The sequence below is a fragment of the Marivivens donghaensis genome (genome assembly GCF_011806565.1).
GTDB classification, from domain to species: Bacteria; Pseudomonadota; Alphaproteobacteria; order Rhodobacterales; family Rhodobacteraceae; genus Marivivens; species Marivivens donghaensis_A.
In genome coordinates this window covers 109,628-132,287 of sequence record NZ_JAATOP010000004.1, presented here as the reverse complement: position 1 = coordinate 132,287, position 22,660 = coordinate 109,628, and the positions used below count along the sequence as shown (strand labels likewise).

The following is a 22,660-nucleotide window of genomic DNA, read 5'->3' as shown; positions in this document are numbered from 1 at the left end:
CTTCGCAGGCTTTTTAACCTTCAAAGGCGAAGGGCGACAACTGTCTTCGGGCCCTTCGCGGCAATTAGCCAGATACCCCTTTCGCGTGGCTGCTTTGATACAATCAGATAACAACGCTATCCGTTACGGTTGACAGAACTGACGTTCCACGATGATTGTCTTGGAAAAGAGCAGCCAAACAAAAACATACAGGTCCGGCCATGTCCCGCTTTCTCACGACTTGCGCATTTCTTGCGCTCCTCTCTGCATGTGGGGGCGGTCAGCCCTTGTTCGAGGTTGAAGAAGAAGTCGTAGAAGAACCCGTTGAAGAGGTCGTCGAAGAAACCGAGGAAGAAGGCGGGCTCGAGACCGACGGCACCTCCCTGCCCCCGGGCACCGAAGAACCGACGGCCGAATACCGCATTTTCCGCTATGAAGCGCAGGACAGCGAAAGCGGCACCGGCGGCCATGCCCGCAACTTCAGCTATGACGCTGATAAGGACGAGCTGACGGTGCGCGGCCTCGCCTTTGACGGCGACGATATTTACGAGCGCAACACCGCCATCGGTACGATCGGCGGCTACGCCATCTACGAGGCCGATACCACGGTGACCGACGATATCACCGGCGATGACGTGACGCAGATCAGCCGCTATCGCGCTGTGGTCGGCATGTCCCAGAACACCGCCAACGACCGCCCGCGGACTTCGTTCGCGATCGTGCGGACGGGCGGGTACATGGGCTACGGTTTCGGCGGCTTTGTCTATCAACGCGAAGGCGCAGTGGTCATCCCGACTGACGGTCAGGCTGTGTTCAACGGTAACTACGGCGGCGTGCGCGTGTTCGACGGTACCACCGGCATCAACTACACCCGCGCCGATGCACAGGTCTCGATCGACTTCGAAGGCTTTGGTGAAGGCCCGACGGTGGGTCTGACCGTGACGAACCGCGAAGCGTTCGACGAAAACGGCGATATCGTCACCGACATCGAGATGCCGGACTTCTACCGCGTGATCGCAACCGATGTGACCATGGACTCCAACGGCGAGGTCATGGGTACCGTGATCAACGCCGTCGACGGCGAGACCTACGAGGAAGGCACATACTACGCCATCATGGCGGGAGACACGACCGACCCGAACGACGGCGGCGAGATCGTCGGCGTGCTGGTCGTCGAGAACTCGGGCAACCTCGATATCGGTTGGCAGGAAACCGGCGGTTTCATCGTTTACCGTGACTTCTAAGACAGCGATTGCCGCAGCGGCGCTCCTTGCGTTCGCGGCGCCATTGGCAGCGGCAGAGCAGACGCTTTCGCCGCTGGAAGCCCGCGATCTGGCGGCGCAGGCGCTGGCGAACGGCTACCCGCAGGATACGGCGCTGCTGGCAGAGGGGCTGCTGGCGCGTGATCCGGACGACATTTCCGCCCACCTGCTGCGGGCCGAGGCGGCATCGGCCATGGGTGATTTCGCGGTGTCGCTGGACCATGCCTCCACCGCTTTCGGGCTGTCCGAGAATGACGACGTCCGGTTTCAGGCCGCACGTCTAATCGCCCTCGCCCATGCGCGGCTGGATCATCCGACGCGGGCGCAGTTCTGGCTGCGGCGTGCGCGGGCTTTGGCACCTGAAAATAAGGTCGATCAACTGGCCGAGGACTACCGCTTTGTAAGGCAGCGCAATCCGCTGTCGCTGAAACTGGACCTCGCGATTTCCCCGTCGAGCAACGTCAACAACGGCTCGTCCGAAAGCTCCATCGCCATCCCCGGAATGCCGTTTGAAGCGCCGCTGAGCGCGGACGCGCAGGCGCTTTCAGGCACGGTCGCTTCGGCGCGGGTCAGCTTGGGCTACAGGCTGGAGGCGGACCGCACTAGCGCTACGACCGCAAAGCTGACGTTCGGCGGCACGGCGGTCGCCCTCTCGGACGAAGCGCAGGCCGCAGCGCCGAGCAAATCGGGCAGCGATTACGCGCACCGCCAAGTGTCGGGCAGCCTGATCCACAGCTGGCGGCTGGGCCAGGCCGACTACACGCTGGGCGGCAAGTTGGTCTATTCGACCTACGGCGGCGATCCGTTCACCAGCTTCCAGTCGGTATCGCTGACGCGCGGCTGGCGGATCGGCGAAAACGTGGTCTCCGCCAAGCTGGGCCGCGACTGGACGACCTACATGTCGGACGACATCGACGCCGCGACGTGGAGCCTGCACACCGCGCTCCGCCACCCCACCGACATGGGGCGCCTTACCGTCTGGGCGGAGGCGAAGGACACGGTGTCGTCGTCAGCCTCCCGCAGCGTCGATGCGCAGGCAGTCGGGTTGGCATTCGACCTGAGCGAGCCCGTCGCAGGCATGGATGTCGCGTTCAGCTATCGGCACGACTGGCGGGCTTACGGGGCGAACTTCCTCGCGCCGGATGGCCGCGATGACAGCCGCGATACGCTGACGGTCTCGGCGGGGTTGCCTGCGCTGGACCTCTACGGCTTCCATCCCGTGCTGAACCTGCAAGCCAGCCGGAACGACAGCAACGTCGCGCTTTACCGGTCCGAAGAGCTGAGCGTCGGGGTCGGGATCGAGTCCTCTTTCTGACTGGCAAAGGGTGGATCGCCTGCTAGGTTGCCACTCGCAAAGGAAAGGAATTTCAAATGACCCTTCGCTATCTGCACACCATGGTCCGCGTTAAGGATCTGGAAAAGACAATGGACTTTTTCAAACTGCTCGGCCTGAAAGAGACCCGCCGCATCGACAACGAAGGCGGCCGCTTCAGCCTTATTTTCATGGCTCCCGAAGGACAGGAAGAGTGCCCTGTCGAACTGACCTATAACTGGGACGGCGATGACGCGCTGCCCTCGGACAGCCGCCATTTCGGCCACCTCGCCTACAGCGTGGACAACATCTACGAGACCTGCCAGCTGCTGATGGACAACGGTGTCACAATCAACCGCCCGCCGCGCGACGGTCACATGGCGTTCGTCCGTTCGCCCGACAATATCTCGATCGAGCTGCTGCAAGCGGGCGACTCGCTGGCTCCGTCAGAACCGTGGGCAAGCATGGAAAATGTCGGTCACTGGTAAGCTGACCTTGGTCGCCGCGCTATTCGCGGCGTCCCCTGCCCTGTCCGAGTGCCGGCAAGCGCTGGCGCTCGGTCTTGATGTATCGGGGTCTGTGGACCCGTCCGAATACCGCCTGCAACTGGACGGGCTTGCGGGCGCGCTGACATCTCAGGACGTCAGCGAAGCGATTCTATCCGACACCATCGCGCCGATCAGGCTCGCGGTTTACCAGTGGAGCGGCCCCGAAGCGGTGAAGCTGCTTGTGCCGTGGACCGCACTGGATTCCGCCGCTGCCATCGCGGACGTTGCCGCGACGCTGGAGGCCACCAACACCGCACCGTCGGATGTGACCACGGCCATCGGGGCCGCCATCCTCACGGGCGAGGCGCTGATGGATCAGCAGCCCGAGTGCTGGCGGCACACGCTCGATCTGTCGGGCGACGGGCAGAACAATAACGGCCCCCGCCCTCAGGATATTCCCGAACGGTTCGATATGACCGTGAACGGGCTCGTGGTGCTGGGCGCGGATAACGATGACGCACTCATCAGTTACTGGAAAACAAACGTCATCCGCGGGCCGCAGCGGTTTGTGGAGACCGCCAGCGGTTTCGAAGACTACGAGAAAGCCATGCGGCGCAAGTTGCTGCGCGAGGTCCGTAGCCTCGCGCTGGGCGCGCTTCAGTAAATGTAGCGGATCTGGTCGCCCCAGTAGCGTTCGATGCGGCGCAGCGAAGCGGTGATATGCTCCATCCCGTCGAGGCTGACGACACCGCGATCCTGTAGACCCTGCGAATGGCGTTCGAACAGCTTGGCAACGATTTCGTGGATGCGGCGGCCTTTTTCGGTCAGGCTCACCCGAACCGCGCGGCGGTCGACCATGCATCTGTTGTGGTGCATATAGTCCAGCGTTACGAGCTTCTTGAGATTGTAGCTGACGTTGGAGCCTTGGTAATAGCCGCGGGATTTCAGCTCTCCGGCGGTGACTTCGTTCGTGCCGACGTTGAAAAGCAGCAAAGCTTGGACGGGGTTCACCTCGATAATGCCGAGGCGTTCGAATTCGTCCTTGATCACATCGAGGAGCAGACGGTGCAGCCTTTCGACCAGCGTCAGCGCCTCGAGGTAATTGTTCATGAAAACCGCATTCTGCGCGTTTGTAAGGGTATTATCCTTCTGGACCCCGAGTTCGGAATGGAGGCTCATCTTGGCCATCTCCTCTTTCGGTTATCTGAGAACAGAATAAGAACCAAAAGAAGAACATATCGTAAACGAAATGCAGTTTTTCCGAAAAACTTAGGTACGCGGGGCGGTCAACCCGTGAGCGCCCTGCGTGATACGCGAAATCAGGGCCGAATAGCGTTCGGGAGCCGGTTCCTGACCGTTCACCCACTTGAACATTTCCAGATCGCTTTCTTCAAGCATGACCTCATAAAGGTCGAGCTCGGCGTCGGACATGTTCACCAGTTCGCGGTCCGCATAATCGGAGAGGATGAGGTCCATCTCCTTGATGCCGCGACGCATGGAACGCATTTTCAGACGTTTGATCCTGATTTCACGGGTCTCTGTCATTCGGTCGATTGAACCTCGATCATGGTGCGGCGCAGTTTCTTCTCGAGCTTGCCGAGCTGCTCCACATTCTGGCGCATCTGTGCCCGCATGGCACGGATTTCACCGAGGATGTCTGCCACTTGCGGCGCCACGTCAAGTTCGTCGTTGTCGGACGGTTCGGAAATGCCTTCGCCTTCGCCGGTCAGCAGCCAGCCGATCGACACGCCGAGCATACCCGACAGCGTCTGAACGCGGTTGGCGCGCGGCTCGCGCAGGTCGTCTTCCCATTCGATCACGGTTTCGAGTTCCACACCGAGCTTCTCGGATAGTCCCTCTTGCGTCAGGCCGGCGGCCTCACGTGCTCCAGCGAGGCGGTCCCCGAAGGTAGCCTGTTCATCGCTGAACCATTCAGTCGTCTTTTCCATCTGCGCTCCTTGCCGCTTGATCGGGTTACTGGGCGACATTATAACCGCCCAGCCCGAGATGACCACCGGAGGGGCCTTTATGTCTTTGCTTTCCAAGACGCTTGATCGCGTAAAACCGTCGCCGACCATCGCCATGACCACAAAGGCGCTGGAGCTCAAAGCCGCCGGTCGCGACGTGATCGGCCTGTCCGCAGGCGAGCCCGATTTCGATACGCCGCAGAACATCAAGGATGCTGCGATCGCCGCCATCAACGCGGGCCAGACGAAATACACCGCCGTGGACGGCACCCCCGCGCTGAAACAGGCGATCTGCGCCAAGTTCAAGCGCGAGAACGGCCTGACCTACGAGCCGTCGCAGGTGACTGTCGGCACGGGCGGCAAGCAGATCCTTTACAACGCGTTCATGGCGACCCTGAACCCCGGTGACGAGGTGATCATCCCCGCGCCGTACTGGGTGTCCTATCCCGATATGGTGCTGCTGGCTGGCGGCACTCCTTTCGTCGTTGAGGCCACGCTGGAGAACCGTTTCAAGCTGACGCCAGAGCAGCTGGAAGCCGCGATCACGCCGAATACCAAGTGGTTCCTGTTCAACTCGCCGTCGAACCCTACGGGCGCGGGCTATACCCGCGACGAGGTGAAGGCGCTGACTGATGTGCTGATGCGCTATCCACAGGTCTGGGTGATGACCGACGATATGTACGAGCACCTCGTGTTCGACGACTTCGTGTTCGCCACCCCCGCCGAGGTCGAGCCGCAGCTTTATGACCGTACGCTGACCGTAAACGGCGTGTCCAAAGCCTATGCGATGACCGGCTGGCGGATCGGCTATGGCGCGGGTCCGGTGCAACTGATCAAGGCGATGGCCAAGGTGCAGTCGCAGTCCACGTCGAACCCCTCCTCGGTCTCGCAGGCCGCAGCGGTCGAGGCGCTGAACGGGCCGCAGGACTTTATCGAAGGCAACAAGGCCGTGTTCCAGCGCCGCCGCGATCTGGTCGTGGGTATGCTCAACGCTGCCGAAGGCGTCACCTGCCCCGTGCCCGAAGGTGCGTTCTACGTGTACCCTGATATCTCGGCCTGCATCGGCAAGACGTCCAAGGGCGGCACGCTGATCGACTCGGACGAAGCCTTCGCGACCGCTCTCTTGGAAGAGAACGGCGTGGCGGTGGTGTTCGGCGCGGCCTTCGGTCTGTCGCCCAACTTCCGCGTCAGCTATGCCACGGCGGACGAGGTTCTCAAGGACGCCTGCACCCGCATTCAGGCATTCTGTGCAGAGTTGAACTGACCCCGCGCACTGCACGTATCGAAAGACTTTTTCTCCGCCCCTGCGACTGTTAAGTATGGGCGGAGAAACGGAAAGCCTCAGGGACGCGTATGACCGAACTGCCAGAATATTACTTCCGCGTTCGCGAAAACGGTGCCAGCGTTTTCCGTGTCGACACCCAGAACCGCCAACGCCGGATCGAGATGGACCAGATCGCGGTGATCAACGTCAAAAATGGCGAGATCAAGCCGCAGGGTGACCGCGAGCTGAGCGAGGCGGACCTCAAGACCATCAAGGAATGGATGGCCGCGCGGGTGGAAACGCTCGCCAAGCGGGATATCGACGACATCCACCGTGCCATCGACCACCTGAACCTGACGACCCAGTGGGCGCAGTCGAAGGCGACTCCGGAGCAGCTGGAACAGTTCACCGACGAGCTGCTGCTCGCGATGCACGACCTGCGCACTGTGCTTGTCAGGAAGAAAGCGGACCGGCTTTAAACCGGCTCCGCCACCACGGTTTCACCGATTTTAACGGATTTGGTCCAGAAGCGGATCATGAGCGTTACGGCTGCCGCACCGAGGCCGACGGTCAGGCCGAGCCAAATGCCCGTCTGCTGCCAGCCGAAGATGAAGCCCATCACGTAGCTCGCGGGCAGACCGATGATCCAGTAGCTGACGGTCGCCAGCCACATCGGCACGTTCGTGTCCTGCACACCGCGCAGCACGCCGATGGCCGTCACCTGCCCCGCGTCCACGAACTGGAACAGCGCGGCGAGGTAGACCAGCGCGACGCCGGACGCGATCACCGCATCGGCTCGCGGGTCGGCTGGGTCGATGAAGATACCGACCAGATGCGACGGCACGGTCAGGAACATGGTCACGACGCCGACGGCAAAGGCCAGCGCGATGGCGAGCGAGGCATAGGCGGTGCGGCGCAGGCCGACCTCGTCCTTGTGAGCGTATTTGACACCGCAGCGGATGGTGGCCGCCTGGCTCATGCCAATGTGGAACATGAAGGTCAGACCGGCCAGTTGCAGGGCGATCCCGTGGGCGGCCAGTTCGACCTCGCCAATCCAGCCCATCATGACCGCAGCGGCGGAGAACAGACCGACCTCGGCCACGGAGGTCAGACCGATCGGGAAACCGAGGCGGGCGATTTCAAAGAACACCTCGCGGTCGGGTTTCCACAGACGCTGGTAGAGGCTGTAGGCCGGTAGGCGCCAGTTGGCATAGAACGCCATGATCACCATCATCAGCGTCTGGACGGAGCACGAGGCAATCGCCGCGCCGCGGATACCCAGCTCGGGGAAACCGTAGTTACCGAAGATCAGCAGGTAGTTGACAACGCCGTTCAGGGCGACCGCCGCAATCGTCGACCAGACCAGCACGGCGGTGCGGTCGAGCGCGGACAGGAACGAGCGCAGCACGTTGGCCAGCATCGCGGGCAGCAGCGTGATCCACATGATGCGCAGGTACATCTGGCCCTCGGCCGCGATCTGCTCCTCCTGCCCCATCAGCAGCAGGATCTTGCCCGAGTAGAAGAACAGCGGGAACGCCAGAGCGAAGAATACCAGAGCCCACCAGAACGCCATGCGGGTGACGCGGCGCACGCGGACTTCGTCCTGCACGGCCGAGGCCGCGGCAACGATGGGCATCACGGCATAGCCGACACCCGCGCCGAGCGTGAACAGGATAAAGAAATACGACCCCGCGATGGAGGCGGCCGCCAGCGATGTGACGTTGTACCAACCCAGCATCAGGGAATCGATCATCACCATCAGGAACCCCATCACGGAGGTCCCGATAAGCGGCAGGCCCAGCCTGATCAGCGGCTTGAAATCATCTCGCCAAGAAGGAACAATTCGACTCATAAAGCAGCCTTACGCTGTACTAAAATTTTCGTCCAGACAGTCAAAAACAGACCGGACTGTGCGGGGATCGCTAAATCGGAGACCGATGTGGACGCTGGGTTCATCAATACCGCACAAACTTTTTTCCGCAACCTTGCGGCGAACAATGAAAAGCCGTGGTGGGAAGAAAATCGCACGACCTATGACAACATCCTGAAACCGGGGGCGAAAAAGCTGCTGGAGGACGTGCAGCCTCGGCTTGCCGAACTGATGGACGAAGAGGTCACCACCAAGCTGTTCCGCCCCTATCGCGACACCCGTTTTTCGAAGGATAAGACGCCCTATAAGCCCTACATGCACATGCTCTGGCAGGTGAACGTGGGGCGCGAGCCTGTGGCGTTCTTCTTCGGGATCGAGCCCGACTATATCCGCTGCGGCGGCGGGATGCTCGGGATGGGCAAAGAGGTTCTGGATGACTGGCGCAAATTCTGCGACCTCGACGCGAAACGGATGATGCGCGCGGCGGAAGGCATCGAGGCCAAGGGCTACGTATTCCGCGAGCCCGAACTGGTGCGTATTCCGCGCGGCTATCCCAAGGACCACGAAAACGCCCGGATGCTGCGGATGAAGTCGGCAATTGCGACGAAGAAGATCGAGCCGACGGACGATATCGCGGACCTGCTGATGGCGGAGTTCGCGACCTTCAAGCCGATGACCGATGTGCTGCTGTCGGTGGCCTGCGCGTGATCGACAAGCTGGAAATGTTCATCGCCCTCGCCCGCGAAAGCCACTTTGGTCGCGCGGCGGAGAGCCTTGGCATCACGCAGCCGAGCCTTTCAGCAGGGATCAAGCAACTGGAGTCGCAGCTTGGCGTGCAGCTTGTGTGGCGTGGATCGCGTTATGGCGGGCTGACGCCCGAGGGCGCGCGAGTGCTGGAATGGGCGCGGTCTATCGTCGGCGATGTGCGCACGATGAAGGACGAGATGCGGGCGGTACGCGAGGGCCTTTCGGGCAACGTGCGGCTGGCGGCGGTGCCGACGGCGCTTACGATGGTGGCTGAACTGACCTCGGCCTTTGCGAAGGAACACCCCGGCGTGCGGTTCACGATCTTGTCGCGGACCTCGGCCGAGATCCTGACGATGCTGGAAAACCTCGAGATTGACGGGGGTGTGACGTACCTCGACAACGAGCCGCTCGGCAAAGTTACGAGCGTGCCGATGTACCGCGAGCGCTATTCGGTGGTGTGCAACGCGAATTCGCCCATGGCAGAACGCGCTTCCGTCGGCTGGCACGAACTGGCGGGCGCGCCCTTGTGCCTGCTGACGCAGGACATGCAGAACCGCCGGATCATCAATCAGAACCTCGCCGAAGCGGGTGTGGTGCCGCAGCCGACGATCGAGAGCAATTCAACGGTGGTGCTGGTCGCCCATGTGGAAACGGGCGACTGGATTACCATTCTGCCGCACAGACTGGCGGGGTTCCTGAGTGCGGGAAAGACGCTCGTGCGGGTGCCGCTGGACGAGCCGCGCAAGGGGCATACGCTGGGGATGATCGCCGCCGCGCGTGATCCGCAGACGCCGGTGATGACGGCGATTTTGCAGATGGCCCGCAAGATTGGCGAGCGGGAAGCGGATTGAAGACGCGGGGGCTGTCTGCCCCCGCACCCCCGAAGGTATTTTCGTCAGAATGAAGATCAGCGCCAGCGCGAGGGGGCCGAGAAGCCGAGCATCCGCTTGGCTTTTTCATTGCTGTAGAAGGTATCAAAGCCTGTGATCTCGGCTTTTTGCGGGATGCCTTCGTAGAAGGTAGAGATCACCTCTTCGCTGGGCATGCCGACCGAGCTGTCGTCGTTCGAGACGTTGAAGACCTCAAAACCGAGGCCGTCGGTGTTCAGGCAGCATTCGACCATATGCGCCAGATCGCGTGCGTCGATATAGGCGAAGATGTTGCGGCGGCGGAGCGAGGCGTCCTCGACATAGGCGGGGAAGTTTTCGGCGTATTCGTGCGGCTCGATCACGTTGTTGATCCGCAGGCCGTAGATATCGGCGCCGGTGCGCGCTTGGAAGCTGCGGGCGGTGGCCTCGTTCAAGACCTTGGACATGGCGTAGCTGTCCTGCGGGACTGTCGGGTGCTCTTCGTCCACGGGGATGTAGTCGGGCTGTTTGTGGCCGTCCCAGAAGCAGACCGCGTAGGTGGTTTCGGAGCTGGCGAAGATCACCTTTTTGATCCCGTATTTCGCGGCGGCGTCGAGCACGTTGTAGGTGCTCAGGACGTTGTCCTTGTAGGTCTCGTTATCGGGGACCAGCAGGATGCGGGGCACGGCGGCGAAGTGGACGATGGCGTCATATTGCGGCACGCCCGTTCCGGGCTCCAGTTCGCTGAAATCGGCGAAGGCGTGGAGGGCGTTCAAGACCTGCCCTGCGTCTGTCAGATCGACCTTGAGATTGCGGACCTTGGGATGGTCCAGCGGCACGAGGTCCGCGTTGGTGACCTCGTGGCCGAGTGAGATCAGATGGTCGACGGTGTATTTGCCAGCTTTGCCGCTGCCGCCGGTCATGAAAATGCGCATGGGGTCCTCCTGTGCCTTGGCAGGAAGGTTAGCCAGCGCGGGGCCGAGTGCAAGGCTCAGGCGACCCTGCGCAGAAGCGAATTGACGATATGGCGGTGCGCGATGCCTACGGGCAGCATGTAGAGTTTGCCGAATAGGTTGTGCGTCAGGACGCTGGAGGTCACCGCCATGATGCCGCCGCTGGTGGTGATGGCGGTCATGACATCGAGGTGGCGGTCGCGCTGCACAAGGATCAGGCGCTCGTTGTCGATGTCCTCCACCACGAAGAAATCGAGCCTATCGCCCTTGGTCGGCGCATGGCGATACTGGCTGGAGAAACCGCCGATTTTTTGCACACCGAAGAGCGCGCTGATCCTGTCGCGGACCCAGAACGCGGTTTTCATCCCGAAAAGCGGGCGCGAGAGCATATCCTGCCAAGCCTCATAGGCTGTCATCTCTCTGGGAAGGGGGACGCCGCGCACATCGAAGTAATTCAGATGCTCTTTCGTCGCCAGAATACGCGCACCCTCGGGAGGGCGGTCGAGGACCATAACACCACGGGACATCGTTAACACCAAATCAGCTTATGAGTGCAGCGTCTCACAACGAAATGAGTCCCGCAAGCCAAGGTTGGGGATAACGCAACGCTTGTGGTTGCTGATTACAGCGGCTTCGGCCAAAATATGACAATACAAAGAGAGCAGTGCACATGTCCGACGATCTTCTATCCGGCTCCGAGCCGTCCGATTACGATGCATCCTCCATCGAGGTGCTTGAAGGGCTGGAGCCAGTCCGCAAGCGTCCGGGAATGTACATCGGCGGCACCGACGAACGGGCGCTGCACCACATGGTGGCCGAGATCCTCGACAACTCCATGGACGAAGCGGTGGCCGGACATGCCAACCGGATCGAGGTCGAGCTGAACGCCGACTATTCGGTCACGGTGCGCGATAACGGGCGCGGCATGCCTGTGGACCCCCACCCCAAGTTTCCGGGCAAGTCGGCGCTCGAGGTCATCCTCACCGTTCTGCACGCAGGTGGTAAATTCTCGAACAAAGCCTATTCGACCTCGGGCGGTCTGAACGGCGTGGGCTCTTCGGTTGTGAACGCGCTGTCGGACGTTCTGATCGTTCAGGTGGCCCGCAACAAGGAACTGCACGAGCAGCGTTTCTGCCGCGGTAAGCCGCTCGGCCCCATTCAGGTGATCGGCGCGGCGCCGAACCGCCGCGGCACGACCGTGACCTTCCACCCCGACGAGGAAATTTTCGGCTCGCTGAAGCTGAAGCCTTCGCGCCTGTTCAAGATGGCGCGCTCCAAAGCCTATCTGTTCTCGGGCGTCGAAATCCGCTGGAAGTCCGCGATCGACGATGGCGAGACCCCGACGGAGGCCACGTTCCACTTCCCCAACGGCCTGTCCGATTACCTCAACGAGGTTCTCACGGGTATGTCGACCTATTCGGAGCGCCCCTTCAGCGGCAAAGTCAGTTTCGAGGAAAAGTTCGGCATTCCGGGATCGGTCGAATGGGCGATCAACTGGACCCCGTCGCGTGACGGCTTCATCCAGTCCTACACGAACACCGTTCCGACCCCCGAAGGCGGCACCCACGAAAGCGGCTTCTGGACCGCCCTGCTGCGCGGTATCCGTGCCTACGGCGAACTGATCAACAACAAGAAGGCCGCGCTGATTACCCGTGACGACATGCTCACGGGCGGCTGCGCGCTGCTGTCGATCTTTATCCGCGAGCCTTCGTTCGTGGGTCAGACAAAGGACCGCCTCTCCACCGAAGAAGCCACGAAATGGGTCGAGCAGTCCGTGCGTGACCACTTCGACAACTGGCTGGCGGCGGACACCAAGTCGGCGGGCGCGATCCTCGACTTCCTCGTGCTGCGGGCCGAAGAGCGCCTGCGCCGCAAGCAGGAAAAGGAAACCGCACGCAAGACCGCGACCAAGAAACTCCGCCTCCCCGGCAAGCTGGTCGACTGTTCGGCCACGAGCCGCGAGGGCACCGAGCTGTTTATCGTCGAGGGCGACTCGGCGGGCGGTTCGGCCAAGATGGCCCGCGACCGCAAGACACAAGCGCTGCTGCCGCTGCGCGGTAAGATCCTGAACGTGCTGGGTGCGGCGTCGAACAAGCTCAGCTCGAACCAGGAAATCAGCGATCTGTCACAGGCGCTGGGCGTGAGCCTCGGCACCAAATTCAACGTGGATGACCTGCGCTACGACAAGATCATCATCATGACCGATGCGGACGTCGACGGTGCGCACATCGCGGCGCTGCTGATGACGTTCTTCTTTACCCAGATGCGCCCGCTGATCGACCAAGGGCACCTCTACCTCGCCTGCCCGCCGCTCTACCGTCTGACCCAAGGGGCCAAGCGCCTCTATGTGTCCAATGACGCGGAGAAGGACGAGTGGCTGGCCAAGGGCCTCGGCGGCAAAGGCAAGATTGACGTGCAGCGCTTCAAGGGTCTGGGCGAAATGGACGCCAAGGACCTCAAAGACACCACGATGGACCCCGCCTCCCGCAAACTCATCCGCGTCACCATCGACGAGGACGAACCTGGCGAAACCGGAGACCTCGTCGAGCGCCTTATGGGCAAAAAGCCCGAGATGCGTTTCCAGTACATTCAGGAGAACGCTAAATTTGTTGAAGAGTTGGATGTTTAAACTTTAGGTTGCAAACTAAATATATTAGGTACCCTGACGATAGCATTGGCATTGCAGGCGCACCTATGACAGTACCTACAAGACACGGACATCAACGTTTGATCATCGCCTCATTGGCGGACGACAATAATGGCTATAACGCTATGCAAGTTTGTGTGTCCACAAAGACGGCTTGGAGCGGATTTCTCCATGCAGCTTTCGATTGTAATGGCGGCAACTGGCCATTTAAGAGGTTCAACAGAACCTTCTCAAATGTCGCGCACAGGCTATGCTCGCTGGAACTCAAAACCTCGCTACTTACCAATCACTTAGACGATCATGAATTAGCATTGACCTACCGAGCAATTGCAAAGTTGGAATTTTCGATGCTTGCTATCGGTGTTTTTGAAGGCATCGGGATAATGAAGCACGCCCAAATTCTACATGAGGGAAATCGGGGCCAATATTTCAACTTCGACAAGGCAGGGAAAGGCGTTTGGAAAAAGGGGATAAAAAAAATTGATCCAAGCCTTACCAAACCGGAAGCCGGCGGCGACCGGATCGACAATGAACTCGGGCAAATCAGAGACCGAATTCATGTCGACAATTCTTTTGCAGCTCCAACTGACTACAGCGAGATAAACGATGACCGCTTCCGACTAATGCAAATTCTCGTAGCAGACTTGCTTACTGCCATGGCAGCTAACAGCGACGCTACGATTCCAACATCGACTAACTTGACTGCATGTAAAAATCTTCCCGAATAATCACTCCTGAATACTCTCCAGATACCCTGACAGGGCCAGCAGTTCAGCCGGAATGGGCGTGGAGCCGACCATGACGATGGGGCCGAGGTCGTCGTCTCCGAATTCGGGCATCGGGCTGCCTTCCTTGCGGTGGAGGCCGTCGATCTGGCTCATGACGGCGTCGTGGTCGAAGGTGCCTCCGTTACGGGCGGCGATCTGCGTGAGGTCGGGGATATCGCGGCCGAGTGCGACGGCCATCTCGGCGTTGCCCTTCCCGTCGGTGCCGTGACAGCCCGAACAGTTGGCGGCAAAGAGTTCGCTGCCGTCGACCTCTTGGGTCATATTGCAAGCGGACAGGGCGATAAGCGCGGCGAAGGGGATGGTGCGGAACATGACTGCTGACCTCGTGACTTTTGCCCTATCATCCCCCTTTGCGCGGCCCGCGTCCATATGATTATCTCACCTCAAAGGCGGAGGACCCCATGGCCGGCAATTATCTCATCATGTTTCTGGCCGGTATCGGCATACCTCTGCTTGCGGCGCTGAATGCGGCGCTTGGCCGCCACATCGGATCGCCCGCCGCTGCGGCTACGGTGTTGTTCGTGGTGGCGTTCTGCGTGGCACTGATCACGGCATTGGTCACGGGAACCGAAGGCTTCGGCAAACTGGCGTCCGCGCCCAAGCACCTCTTTGCGGCGGGGCTGTTCGTGGCCTTCTACGTGCTGTCGGTGACGTGGATCGCGCCCAAGATCGGCGTGGGCAACGCGATCTTTCTGGTGCTTCTGGGGCAGATGGCCTCGGCGGCGGTGATCGACCATTTCGGCCTGTTCGGCGCGCAGGTCCGCCCGCTGAACCTGATGCGCGCGGGCGGTCTGGCGTTGATGGTGCTGGGCCTTACGCTGGCACAGCGGGCGTAACCAGCCCCGCGTCGAGCCGCACCGTGCGGTCCATTCGCGCAGCCAGTTCGAGGTTGTGCGTCGCGATGAGCGCGGACATGCCCGTGGCGCGCACGAGCTCCATCAGTGCATCGAACACCTGATCCGAAGTCACCGTATCGAGATTGCCCGTCGGCTCGTCCGCAAGGAGGAGGCGCGGCCCGTTGGCAAGCGCACGGCAGAAGGCCACGCGCTGCTGCTGACCGCCCGACAGTGCGGAAGGACGGTGGCTGGCGCGGTCGGCCACACCCACGCGGGCCAGAAGGTCTTTGGCGCGGGTTTCAGCCTCGCGCTGCGGAACGCCGTTTGCGAGTTGCGGCAGGACGATATTCTCGAGCGCAGTGAACTCGGGCAGCAGATGATGGAACTGGTAGACGAAGCCCACATCGGCGCGGCGGATCGCGGTGCGGCGACGGTCGGGCAGGCCCGTGACGTCCTCTCCCGCGATGCTGACGGTGCCGTTGTCAGGCGTATCCAGCAGGCCCGCGATATGCAGCAGCGTCGACTTGCCCGCACCCGACGGCGCAACGAGGGCGACGACCTCCCCTGCCCCGATGGTGAGGTCGATGCCGCGCAGCACCTGCACTTCGTTCGGCTTGCCGTGGTTGTAGCCCTTGGTGACGCCGGTCAGGTTCAGAATGTCATTCATAGCGCAGCGCCTCCACAGGGTTCATACGGGCCGCGCGGCGGGCGGGCACGATGGTGACGGTCCACGACAGACCCAGCGACAGCAGCATCGCCGACAGGATGTTCGACATGCGCAGCTCGGCCGGCAGATGGTAGAGCCCGCGGATCGACGGATCCCAGACCCCGCCACCGGAGACATAGTTCACAAGGCTGAAAATCGGGTCGATGTAGACCGTGAACAGCACCCCGAGGATCACCCCCGCAAGCGTGCCGACAGTGCCGATCCCTGCCCCGCAAATGAAGAACACGCGCAGGATCGACCCTTCACTGAGGCCCATCGTCCGCAGAATGCCGATATCGCCGCCCTTGTTTTTCACCAGCATGATGAGGCCGGAGATGATGTTGAGCGAGGCGATCAGAACGAGGATCGACAGGAGCACGAACATCACATTGTCCTCGACCGTCAGCGCCCGCAGATAAGCGCCGGAGCTATCCTTCCACGTCCATACGAGCGACCGATCCCCTGCCGCCTGCGTGATCGGGCCAAGCAGCTCGTCCACATTGTCTGGGTCTTCGACCATGACCTCGATCTCGTCCACGACGCCGTCCTTGTTAAAGAACAGCTGTGCGGCCTCAAGCGGCAGGTAAACCCGCGTCCGGTCGATATCCCAGCGGCCAGCTGTAAAGACGTAGACCACATCATAGGTCGACACACGCGGGCTGGTGCCGAACGCGGTGCGGGTCCCGTTTGGAGAGATCAGCTTGATCTTGTCGCCAATCGCCAGCCCCAACTCTCTCGCCACGCCCGAACCGATGGCAATGCCCTGCTCGAAATCGGCAATATCACCAAAGGCTTCTTCGGGATTAGCAATGAGCGGGATAGAGTTTAGATCGGCCTCGGAAATGCCGAACACCTCGACGCCCGCGTTGGCCTGACGGAAGTTCGCCATGACCTGCCCTTTGACGATGGGGGCTGCACGGGTGACACCGTCCACCTCGCGGATCGCGGCAGCCATATCCTCGCCGCCGCCTTCGATCACGCGGCTCACATTGCCCGCCTCGTCCACGGTGCCGGCCTGATACACCGTCACATGGGCATTGGCCCCAAGTATCGTGTTCACGAAATCGGTGCGGAAGCCCGAACGGATCGACAGCGTGGTGACCAGCGCGAACACGGCTAGCGCGATGCCTACCAGCGAAATCCATGTCATCACACTCACCCCGCCCTCGGCACGGCGAGCGCGGATGTAGCGCCAGGCGATCAGCCATTCAAAACGGGAAAACGGCGGCGTGGTGCGCGCCCGCGACTGTCCGGCCATAAAGCCTCCTTCGGGTATCGCTGGCAACTTAGAGGCAAGCACAGGCAGGTCAAGCGCCGCCGCCCCTGCCTTTGTGCCGCAAATATCCCGGGGGGTGAATGGCCCGTCAGGGCCAGAGGGGGCAGCGCCCCATGAAAAACGCCGCCCCGAGGGGCGGCGCTCGTAAATCAGACGCCTTTCGGGTCCGGATGCTTGGCGTAAATGTCCTTGATGCGCTGGACGGCATCTGCCGGTGCCATCTCTTCGCTCTCGCCGGTGCGGCGGGACGTGACTTCGACCACACCGTTCTTGAGCCCGCGCGGGCCGACGGTGATGCGCCACGGCAGACCGATGAGGTCCATGGTCGCAAACTTGCCGCCGGCGCGTTCGTTGCGGTCGTCATAGAGCGGGTCGAGACCGGCTGCGGTCAGCTCTTTGTAAAGGCTCTCGCAAGCGGCATCCGCCTCATCGTCGCCCTGCTTGAGGTTGACGATACCGACGTGGAACGGGGTGACGCCTTCGGGCCAGATGATGCCCTTGTCGTCGTGGCTGGCTTCGATAATCGCACCCAGAAGACGCGAGACGCCGATACCGTGCGAGCCCATGTGGACCGGAACCTTGTTGCCTTCGGCGTCAGCGACGGTGGCGCCCATGGCTTCGGAATACTTGGTGCCGAAGTAGAAGATCTGGCCGACCTCGATACCGCGGGCAACGCGGCGGCGCTCCTCGGGAACCTCGTTGAAGATGGCTTCGTCGTGGGTCTCGTCGGTGCGGGCGTAGCGGCTGGTGAACTCTTCCAGAACGGCTTGGCACTGTTCGCGGTTATCGTAGTCGATTTCGCGGTCGCCGAAGGTCAGATCGGTGATCTGCGCGTCATAGAACACTTCCGACTCGCCGGTTTCCGCCAGAACGAGGAACTCGTGGGTGTCATCGCCGCCGATCGGGCCGGAGTCGGCGCGCATCGGGATCGCTTGCAGACCCATGCGCTCGTAGGTGCGCAGGTAGCTGACGAGGTGACGGTTGTAGGCGTGCAGCGCGTCCTCTTTGGTGAGGTCGAAGTTATAGCCGTCCTTCATGTAGAATTCGCGGCCACGCATGACGCCGAAGCGCGGGCGCATCTCGTCGCGGAATTTCCACTGGATCTGGTAGAGGGTCAGCGGCAGGTCTTTGTAGCTGCTGATGTTGGCGCGGAACACGTCGGTGAACATCTCTTCGGCGGTCGGCGAGAAGAGCATGTCGCGGTCCTGACGGTCCTTCATGCGCAGCATTTCGGGGCCGTATGCGTCATAGCGGCCCGACTCGCGCCAGAGGTCGGCGGATTGCAGTGTCGGCATCTGCATCGGGATGTGACCGGCGCGGATCTGTTCGTCGTGGACGATGTTTTCGATCTTGCGCAGCACTTTGAAGCCGAGCGGCAGCCACGAATAGATGCCTGCCGACTGCTGCTTGATCATACCGGCACGCAGCATGAGGCGGTGCGATACGATTTGCGCTTCGGCAGGGTTTTCCTTCAGCACGGGCAGAAAATAGCGGCTCAGACGCATGGGCAGACCTTTGAAACAGTAGTTTGGAAGCGGTTTACGCAAGCGCGAAGGGGCAAGCAAGCATGGAAACCTGCGGCAAGCCCTCGCATTCCCGCGCAAATGTCGCCGAGCCGTTGCAAAGGGTTGTAAAAACCTGCCGGAACGGGGAATTACTGGGTAACGAAAGGCGGGCGCTCATGACGGTCAAAGAACAGATGAAATACTGGGGGATCGCGGCGCTCGTGCTTGTGCTTGCGCTCTACTTCCTCGGTAACGTGATCCTGCCGTTCGTTCTGGGCGGCGCGATTGCCTATGTGCTGGACCCGCTGGCGGACAGGCTGGAGCGTCTGGGCCTGAGCCGCGCGATGTCCGTGGCGGTGATCGCCATCGTCGCGACGGTGATCTTCGTGCTGCTGGTGCTTCTGATTATTCCGGTGCTGGTGCAGCAAACGGGATCGCTGTTCACCTTTATCGGCAACTCGGTCGAAAAGACGCCAGAGGCCGTTGCGCGCCTCGATGAATGGCTGGCGCGGAATGTGCCGATCCTCGCCGAAAACAACATCAACGTCGCCGACCAACTGCGCCGCGCCGCCGATGTCGTGCAGGCGAAGGGCGGCGATCTGCTGAACACGATCCTGACCTCCGCGATGAGCCTGATCAACGTGATGGTCCTGCTAGTCGTCGTGCCGGTCGTGGCTGTCTATCTGCTTTATGATTGGGACAACATGACCGCGAAGGTGGACGAGCTACTGCCCCGCGATCACGTGTCCCGCATCCGCCAGATCGCACGCGACATCGACCGCACGCTGGCGTCGTTCATTCGCGGTCAGGGTCTGGTGTGCCTGATCCTCGGTATTTTCTACGCGGTGAGCCTGATGGCAGTGGGACTTCAGTTCGGACTGATCGCCGGTGCCGTTGCGGGTCTGCTGACCTTTATTCCGTATGTCGGCGCGCTGGTTGGCGGTGCCCTGTCCATCGGTCTTGCGCTGTTCCAGTTCTGGGGCCCGCTGGAGGTCGACGGCGAAATGGTTCGCCAAGGCACCGACTGGTTCCGCATCGGCATGGTCGCAGGCATCTTCGCGCTCGGTCAGTTCCTCGAAGGGAATTTCCTGACGCCCAAACTGGTGGGCAGCTCGGTCGGCCTACACCCTGTGTGGCTGATCTTTGCGCTGTCGGTCTTCGGCACGATGTTCGGATTTGTGGGTATGTTGGTCGCAGTTCCTGTGGCCGCATGTATTGGCGTCATCGCGCGTCATGCGGTAGAGAGCTACAAGGATGGCCGACTCTACAAAGGTCACACCGACCAAGAATAAGAATGAAGCAGCAACTCGCCTTTGATCTACCCGCCAACGTCTCGCTGGGGCCGGATGACTTTTTCGTCTCCGTGGCCAATGCGAAGGCGTACGTGATGATCATGGCCCCCGAAAGCTGGATCGAGAGCAAACTTGCGATCATCGGCCCTCCGGGGAGCGGGAAAAGCCACCTCGCCCGCGTGTTCCAGCACCAGCGCGATGCGCTCGTTTTCTCGGCCGATGCGCTGGACAGCGACATGCCGCTGCCGAATTTTCCTGTAGTGATCGAAGACGCCGAACGCATCACGCCCGATGGCGAAGAGGCGCTGTTCCACATCCACAACCACATGAAACAGCGCCGTCTGCCGCTTCTGCTGACATCATCGCTGGCCCCCGGTCGCTGGCCGATCGACCTGCCCGATCTGGCGAGCCGTATGCAGGCGACTTCGACCGTGCAGATCGACGATCCCGATGATCGTCTTCTCGCGGCGGTCCTGATGAAGCAGTTCGCCGACCGCCAGCTCATGCCCAAACCCCACGTGATCACCTATATCGCGTCACATATCGAACGGTCGTTTGCGGCGGCCTCGGACATCGTCAACAGGATGGATTCGGAGGCGCTTTATAACGGGGCGCGGCTGAACATCCCGCTGGCCCGCCGCTTGCTGGACATCAAGGACGATAGCGAGTGATAATGTCATGATTACGTTGCATTCATACAGCAGAAGCAGCACATGACCCTTGCCGATTTCCTGAATTCTCCTTTCCCCGAAGCCATCGAGTCCTCCGTCGATCTCGAAGGGCCTTCGCGTTATTTCAACCGCGAGCTTTCGTGGCTGGCCTTCAACTGGCGCGTTCTGGAAGAAGCCGAGAACCCCAAGGTGCCGCTGCTGGAGCGCCTGCGGTTCCTATCGATTTCGGCAACCAACCTCGATGAATTCTACACCGTCCGCGTGGCGGGTCTGCGCGAGCTGGCGATGGTCGGCAACACGACCCCGTCGATGGATGGCCTCACGCCCGCAGAGCAGCTTTCGCTGATCGACCTCGATGCGCGTAGCCTGATGGGCCGCCAGCAGCTGAGCCTCAACCAGATCAAGGATGAACTGGCCGAGGAAGGCATACACATCCTCACCCGCGATGAGACCAAGAAAGAGGACCAGAAGTTCCTTGAGGACGTGTTCCTCAATCAGGTGTTTCCGATCCTGTCGCCCATGGCCGTCGACCCCGCGCACCCCTTCCCGTTCATTCCGAACACCGGTTTCGCGCTGGCGCTGGAGCTTGAACGCACTGCCGACAAACGCCGCTTGCGTGCGCTGCTCCCCGTTCCGAACCAGATCCCGCGTTTCATCCGCCTGCCCGGCAACGACTCCGAACGGTTCCTTCCGCTGGAGGAGTTGCTGCTCCTCCAGATCACGCAGCTCTTCCCCGGCTACAAAATCCAAGGCGACTGTGCGCTGCGCGTCCTGCGTGACAGCGACCTTGAAGTCGAGGAAGAAGCCGAAGACCTCGTGCGCGAATTCGAGGTGGCGCTGAAGCGTCGCCGCCGCGGTGAGGTTGTGCGCCTCCAGCTTTCGGCGGGTGCGCCGAAGGGTCTGCGCGACATGATCATGGAAGAACTCATGGTCAGCCATAACGAGGTCGTCGAGGTCGATGGCCTCATCGGTAAGGCCGACCTCAAAGAGCTGGTGCTCGACAGCCGCCCCGATCTGCTATGGCCGCCGTACACGCCCCGCATCCCCGAGCGCGTGAAGGACCACAACGACGATATGTTCGCAGCGATCCGCCAGAAGGACATGCTGCTGCACCACCCCTACGAGACTTTTGATATGGTGGTCCGCTTCCTCAAGCAGGCAGCGGCGGACCCCGATGTGGTCGCGATCAAACAGACGCTCTACCGGACATCCAAGCGCTCCCCCATTGTGGAGGCGCTGTGTGAGGCGGCGGAAGACGGCAAGTCGGTGACCGCGCTGGTAGAACTCAAAGCCCGCTTTGACGAGGCCGCCAACATCCGCCAGTCGCGCCGTCTGGAACGCGCGGGCGCGCATGTGGTTTACGGCTTCACCCAGTACAAAACCCACTGCAAGATCAGCACCGTGGTGCGCCGCGAGGGTGACCAGCTCGTCACCTACACGCACTACGGCACGGGCAACTACCACCCGATCACCGCGAAGATTTACACCGACCTTTCGTTCTTTACCTGCGATGCCCAACTAGGCCGCGACGCGACGAAGGTATTCAACTACCTGTCGGGTTACGTGCAGCCTGTCGGCCTTGAAAACCTCGCGATTTCGCCGATCGGTTTGAAGCAGAGCCTGCTCGACAACATCGCGCGAGAGATCGAATTCGCGAAGGCGGGCAAGCCTGCGGCGATCTGGGCGAAGATGAACAGCCTCATCGAAGAGGACGTCATCAACGCACTGTACGAAGCCTCGCAAGCGGGCGTGAAGATCAGCCTCGTCGTGCGCGGTATTTGCGGTGTGCGTCCGGGGATCAAGGGACTGTCGGAGAACATCCGCGTCAAATCCATCGTGGGACGGTTCCTCGAACACAGCCGCATCGTCTGCTTCGGCAACGGCAGCGGCCTGCCGTCGAAGAACTGCGCTGTGTTTATTTCCTCAGCCGACTGGATGGGCCGGAACCTCAACCGCCGCGTGGAAACACTGGTGGAGATCAAGAACCCGACCGTCAAAGCGCAGATCGTCAGCCAGATCATGGCCGCCAACATGGCCGACACCGCGCAAAGCTGGGTCATGGGGCCGGACGGGAAATTCACCCGCGCCGAAGTGCCCGAAGGCGAATTCGCGTTCAACTGCCACAGGTTCTTCATGGAGAACCCGTCGCTGTCCGGTCGCGGCTCTGCTGGCGCGAAGGACGTGCCGCAATTAGCCCACACTCAGGACTAACCCCTTGACCTAAAGGGTAGTCCGACACAATTCCGATA

At 61.2% G+C, this 22,660-nt stretch carries 24 protein-coding genes; 14 read left to right on the top strand and 10 right to left on the bottom strand.

Annotation, left to right across the window (positions count from 1 at the left end; all coding sequences use genetic code 11):
• Positions 1–200 precede the first annotated feature (200 nt).
• Genes HCZ30_RS07550 through HCZ30_RS07535 form a run of 4 tightly spaced genes read left to right on the top strand, consistent with a single transcriptional unit; the run spans position 201 to position 3,705 of the window.
• Positions 201–1,223 (top strand): hypothetical protein, encoded by a 1,023-nt coding sequence (locus HCZ30_RS07550; protein ID WP_167637670.1) that lies wholly within the window; start codon positions 201–203, stop codon positions 1,221–1,223.
• Positions 1,213–2,556: a tetratricopeptide repeat protein gene (locus tag HCZ30_RS07545; protein WP_167637669.1), complete on the top strand. Its 1,344-nt coding sequence runs from the start codon at positions 1,213–1,215 to the stop codon at positions 2,554–2,556. The genes HCZ30_RS07550 and HCZ30_RS07545 overlap by 11 nt, the downstream gene beginning before the upstream one ends.
• Positions 2,557–2,612: 56 nt before the next feature.
• Positions 2,613–3,041, top strand: a complete 429-nt coding sequence (locus tag HCZ30_RS07540; protein WP_167637668.1) for a VOC family protein — start codon at positions 2,613–2,615, stop codon at positions 3,039–3,041.
• Positions 3,025–3,705, top strand: coding sequence for a DUF1194 domain-containing protein (locus HCZ30_RS07535; protein WP_167637667.1), 681 nt, complete (start codon positions 3,025–3,027; stop codon positions 3,703–3,705). Before HCZ30_RS07540 ends, HCZ30_RS07535 begins: the two co-directional genes overlap by 17 nt.
• On the opposite strand, the gene HCZ30_RS07530 is transcribed toward HCZ30_RS07535, so the two are convergent.
• The 3 genes from HCZ30_RS07530 to HCZ30_RS07520 form a co-directional block, all read right to left on the bottom strand.
• Complete coding sequence (locus HCZ30_RS07530; RefSeq protein ID WP_167637666.1) at positions 3,699–4,220, bottom strand: MarR family winged helix-turn-helix transcriptional regulator; 522 nt, start codon at positions 4,218–4,220, stop codon at positions 3,699–3,701. The two genes, HCZ30_RS07535 and HCZ30_RS07530, sit on opposite strands and share 7 nt — an antisense overlap.
• Before the next feature lie 90 nt (positions 4,221–4,310).
• Positions 4,311–4,586, bottom strand: coding sequence for a succinate dehydrogenase assembly factor 2 (locus tag HCZ30_RS07525; RefSeq protein WP_167637665.1), 276 nt, complete (start codon positions 4,584–4,586; stop codon positions 4,311–4,313).
• Entirely contained in the window at positions 4,583–4,990 is a 408-nt protein-coding gene (locus tag HCZ30_RS07520; RefSeq protein ID WP_167637664.1) for a helix-turn-helix domain-containing protein, read from the bottom strand. Before HCZ30_RS07520 ends, HCZ30_RS07525 begins: the two co-directional genes overlap by 4 nt.
• A gap of 79 nt (positions 4,991–5,069) precedes the next feature.
• On the opposite strand from HCZ30_RS07520, the gene HCZ30_RS07515 reads away from it, so the two are divergent.
• Positions 5,070–6,272, top strand: a complete 1,203-nt coding sequence (locus HCZ30_RS07515) for a pyridoxal phosphate-dependent aminotransferase (protein ID WP_167637663.1) — start codon at positions 5,070–5,072, stop codon at positions 6,270–6,272.
• A gap of 89 nt (positions 6,273–6,361) precedes the next feature.
• The gene (locus HCZ30_RS07510) at positions 6,362–6,751 is read left to right on the top strand and encodes a hypothetical protein (protein ID WP_167637662.1); all 390 of its coding nucleotides are present in this window, start codon (positions 6,362–6,364) and stop codon (positions 6,749–6,751) included.
• Here the strand turns inward: HCZ30_RS07510 and HCZ30_RS07505 are convergent.
• Entirely contained in the window at positions 6,748–8,124 is a 1,377-nt protein-coding gene (locus HCZ30_RS07505; RefSeq protein WP_167637661.1) for an MATE family efflux transporter, read from the bottom strand. The genes HCZ30_RS07510 and HCZ30_RS07505 overlap by 4 nt on opposite strands.
• A gap of 87 nt (positions 8,125–8,211) precedes the next feature.
• On the opposite strand from HCZ30_RS07505, the gene HCZ30_RS07500 reads away from it, so the two are divergent.
• Positions 8,212–8,850: a TIGR02453 family protein gene (locus HCZ30_RS07500; protein WP_167637660.1), complete on the top strand. Its 639-nt coding sequence runs from the start codon at positions 8,212–8,214 to the stop codon at positions 8,848–8,850.
• Positions 8,847–9,740 carry a LysR substrate-binding domain-containing protein gene (locus HCZ30_RS07495; protein ID WP_167637659.1) on the top strand — a complete coding sequence of 298 codons (894 nt, stop codon included), beginning with the start codon at positions 8,847–8,849 and terminating at the stop codon, positions 9,738–9,740. The genes HCZ30_RS07500 and HCZ30_RS07495 overlap by 4 nt, the downstream gene beginning before the upstream one ends.
• A gap of 56 nt (positions 9,741–9,796) precedes the next feature.
• Here the strand turns inward: HCZ30_RS07495 and HCZ30_RS07490 are convergent, their stop codons facing one another.
• Complete coding sequence (locus HCZ30_RS07490; protein ID WP_167637658.1) at positions 9,797–10,672, bottom strand: NAD-dependent epimerase/dehydratase family protein; 876 nt, start codon at positions 10,670–10,672, stop codon at positions 9,797–9,799.
• A gap of 56 nt (positions 10,673–10,728) precedes the next feature.
• Positions 10,729–11,217: a DUF2867 domain-containing protein gene (locus HCZ30_RS07485; RefSeq protein ID WP_246212673.1), complete on the bottom strand. Its 489-nt coding sequence runs from the start codon at positions 11,215–11,217 to the stop codon at positions 10,729–10,731.
• 143 nt (positions 11,218–11,360) lie between these two features.
• Between HCZ30_RS07485 and parE the strand changes: the two genes are divergently transcribed.
• Together parE and HCZ30_RS07475 are read left to right on the top strand one after the other, a co-directional pair.
• Complete coding sequence (gene parE / locus HCZ30_RS07480; protein ID WP_167637657.1) at positions 11,361–13,319, top strand: DNA topoisomerase IV subunit B; 1,959 nt, start codon at positions 11,361–11,363, stop codon at positions 13,317–13,319.
• Positions 13,320–13,384: 65 nt separating this feature from the next.
• A complete protein-coding gene (locus tag HCZ30_RS07475; protein WP_167637656.1) occupies positions 13,385–14,065 on the top strand; it encodes a hypothetical protein in 681 nt (226 codons plus the stop codon).
• Here the strand turns inward: HCZ30_RS07475 and HCZ30_RS07470 are convergent, their stop codons facing one another.
• Complete coding sequence (locus HCZ30_RS07470; RefSeq protein WP_167637655.1) at positions 14,066–14,437, bottom strand: c-type cytochrome; 372 nt, start codon at positions 14,435–14,437, stop codon at positions 14,066–14,068.
• A gap of 89 nt (positions 14,438–14,526) precedes the next feature.
• Here HCZ30_RS07470 and HCZ30_RS07465 point away from each other — a divergent pair, with 89 nt between their 5' ends.
• Positions 14,527–14,961 carry a DMT family transporter gene (locus HCZ30_RS07465; protein WP_167637654.1) on the top strand — a complete coding sequence of 145 codons (435 nt, stop codon included), beginning with the start codon at positions 14,527–14,529 and terminating at the stop codon, positions 14,959–14,961.
• Here the strand turns inward: HCZ30_RS07465 and HCZ30_RS07460 are convergent.
• From HCZ30_RS07460 to proS, 3 genes are all read right to left on the bottom strand, one after another.
• Positions 14,939–15,628: an ABC transporter ATP-binding protein gene (locus HCZ30_RS07460; protein WP_167637653.1), complete on the bottom strand. Its 690-nt coding sequence runs from the start codon at positions 15,626–15,628 to the stop codon at positions 14,939–14,941. The two genes, HCZ30_RS07465 and HCZ30_RS07460, sit on opposite strands and share 23 nt — an antisense overlap.
• Positions 15,621–16,925 carry a lipoprotein-releasing ABC transporter permease subunit gene (locus HCZ30_RS07455; protein ID WP_167637652.1) on the bottom strand — a complete coding sequence of 435 codons (1,305 nt, stop codon included), beginning with the start codon at positions 16,923–16,925 and terminating at the stop codon, positions 15,621–15,623. The genes HCZ30_RS07460 and HCZ30_RS07455 overlap by 8 nt, the downstream gene beginning before the upstream one ends.
• Before the next feature lie 167 nt (positions 16,926–17,092).
• Positions 17,093–18,448 (bottom strand): proline--tRNA ligase, encoded by a 1,356-nt coding sequence (proS, locus tag HCZ30_RS07450; protein WP_167637651.1) that lies wholly within the window; start codon positions 18,446–18,448, stop codon positions 17,093–17,095.
• A 176-nt stretch (positions 18,449–18,624) separates the two neighbouring features.
• On the opposite strand from proS, the gene HCZ30_RS07445 reads away from it, so the two are divergent.
• The 3 genes from HCZ30_RS07445 to HCZ30_RS07435 are packed head-to-tail and all read left to right on the top strand — an operon-like array spanning position 18,625 to position 22,622.
• Complete coding sequence (locus HCZ30_RS07445; protein WP_246212671.1) at positions 18,625–19,740, top strand: AI-2E family transporter; 1,116 nt, start codon at positions 18,625–18,627, stop codon at positions 19,738–19,740.
• Positions 19,741–19,742: 2 nt separating this feature from the next.
• Positions 19,743–20,411 carry a DnaA ATPase domain-containing protein gene (locus HCZ30_RS07440; RefSeq protein WP_167637650.1) on the top strand — a complete coding sequence of 223 codons (669 nt, stop codon included), beginning with the start codon at positions 19,743–19,745 and terminating at the stop codon, positions 20,409–20,411.
• Positions 20,412–20,453: 42 nt separating this feature from the next.
• The gene (locus HCZ30_RS07435) at positions 20,454–22,622 is read left to right on the top strand and encodes an RNA degradosome polyphosphate kinase (protein WP_167637649.1); all 2,169 of its coding nucleotides are present in this window, start codon (positions 20,454–20,456) and stop codon (positions 22,620–22,622) included.
• Positions 22,623–22,660 lie beyond the last annotated feature (38 nt).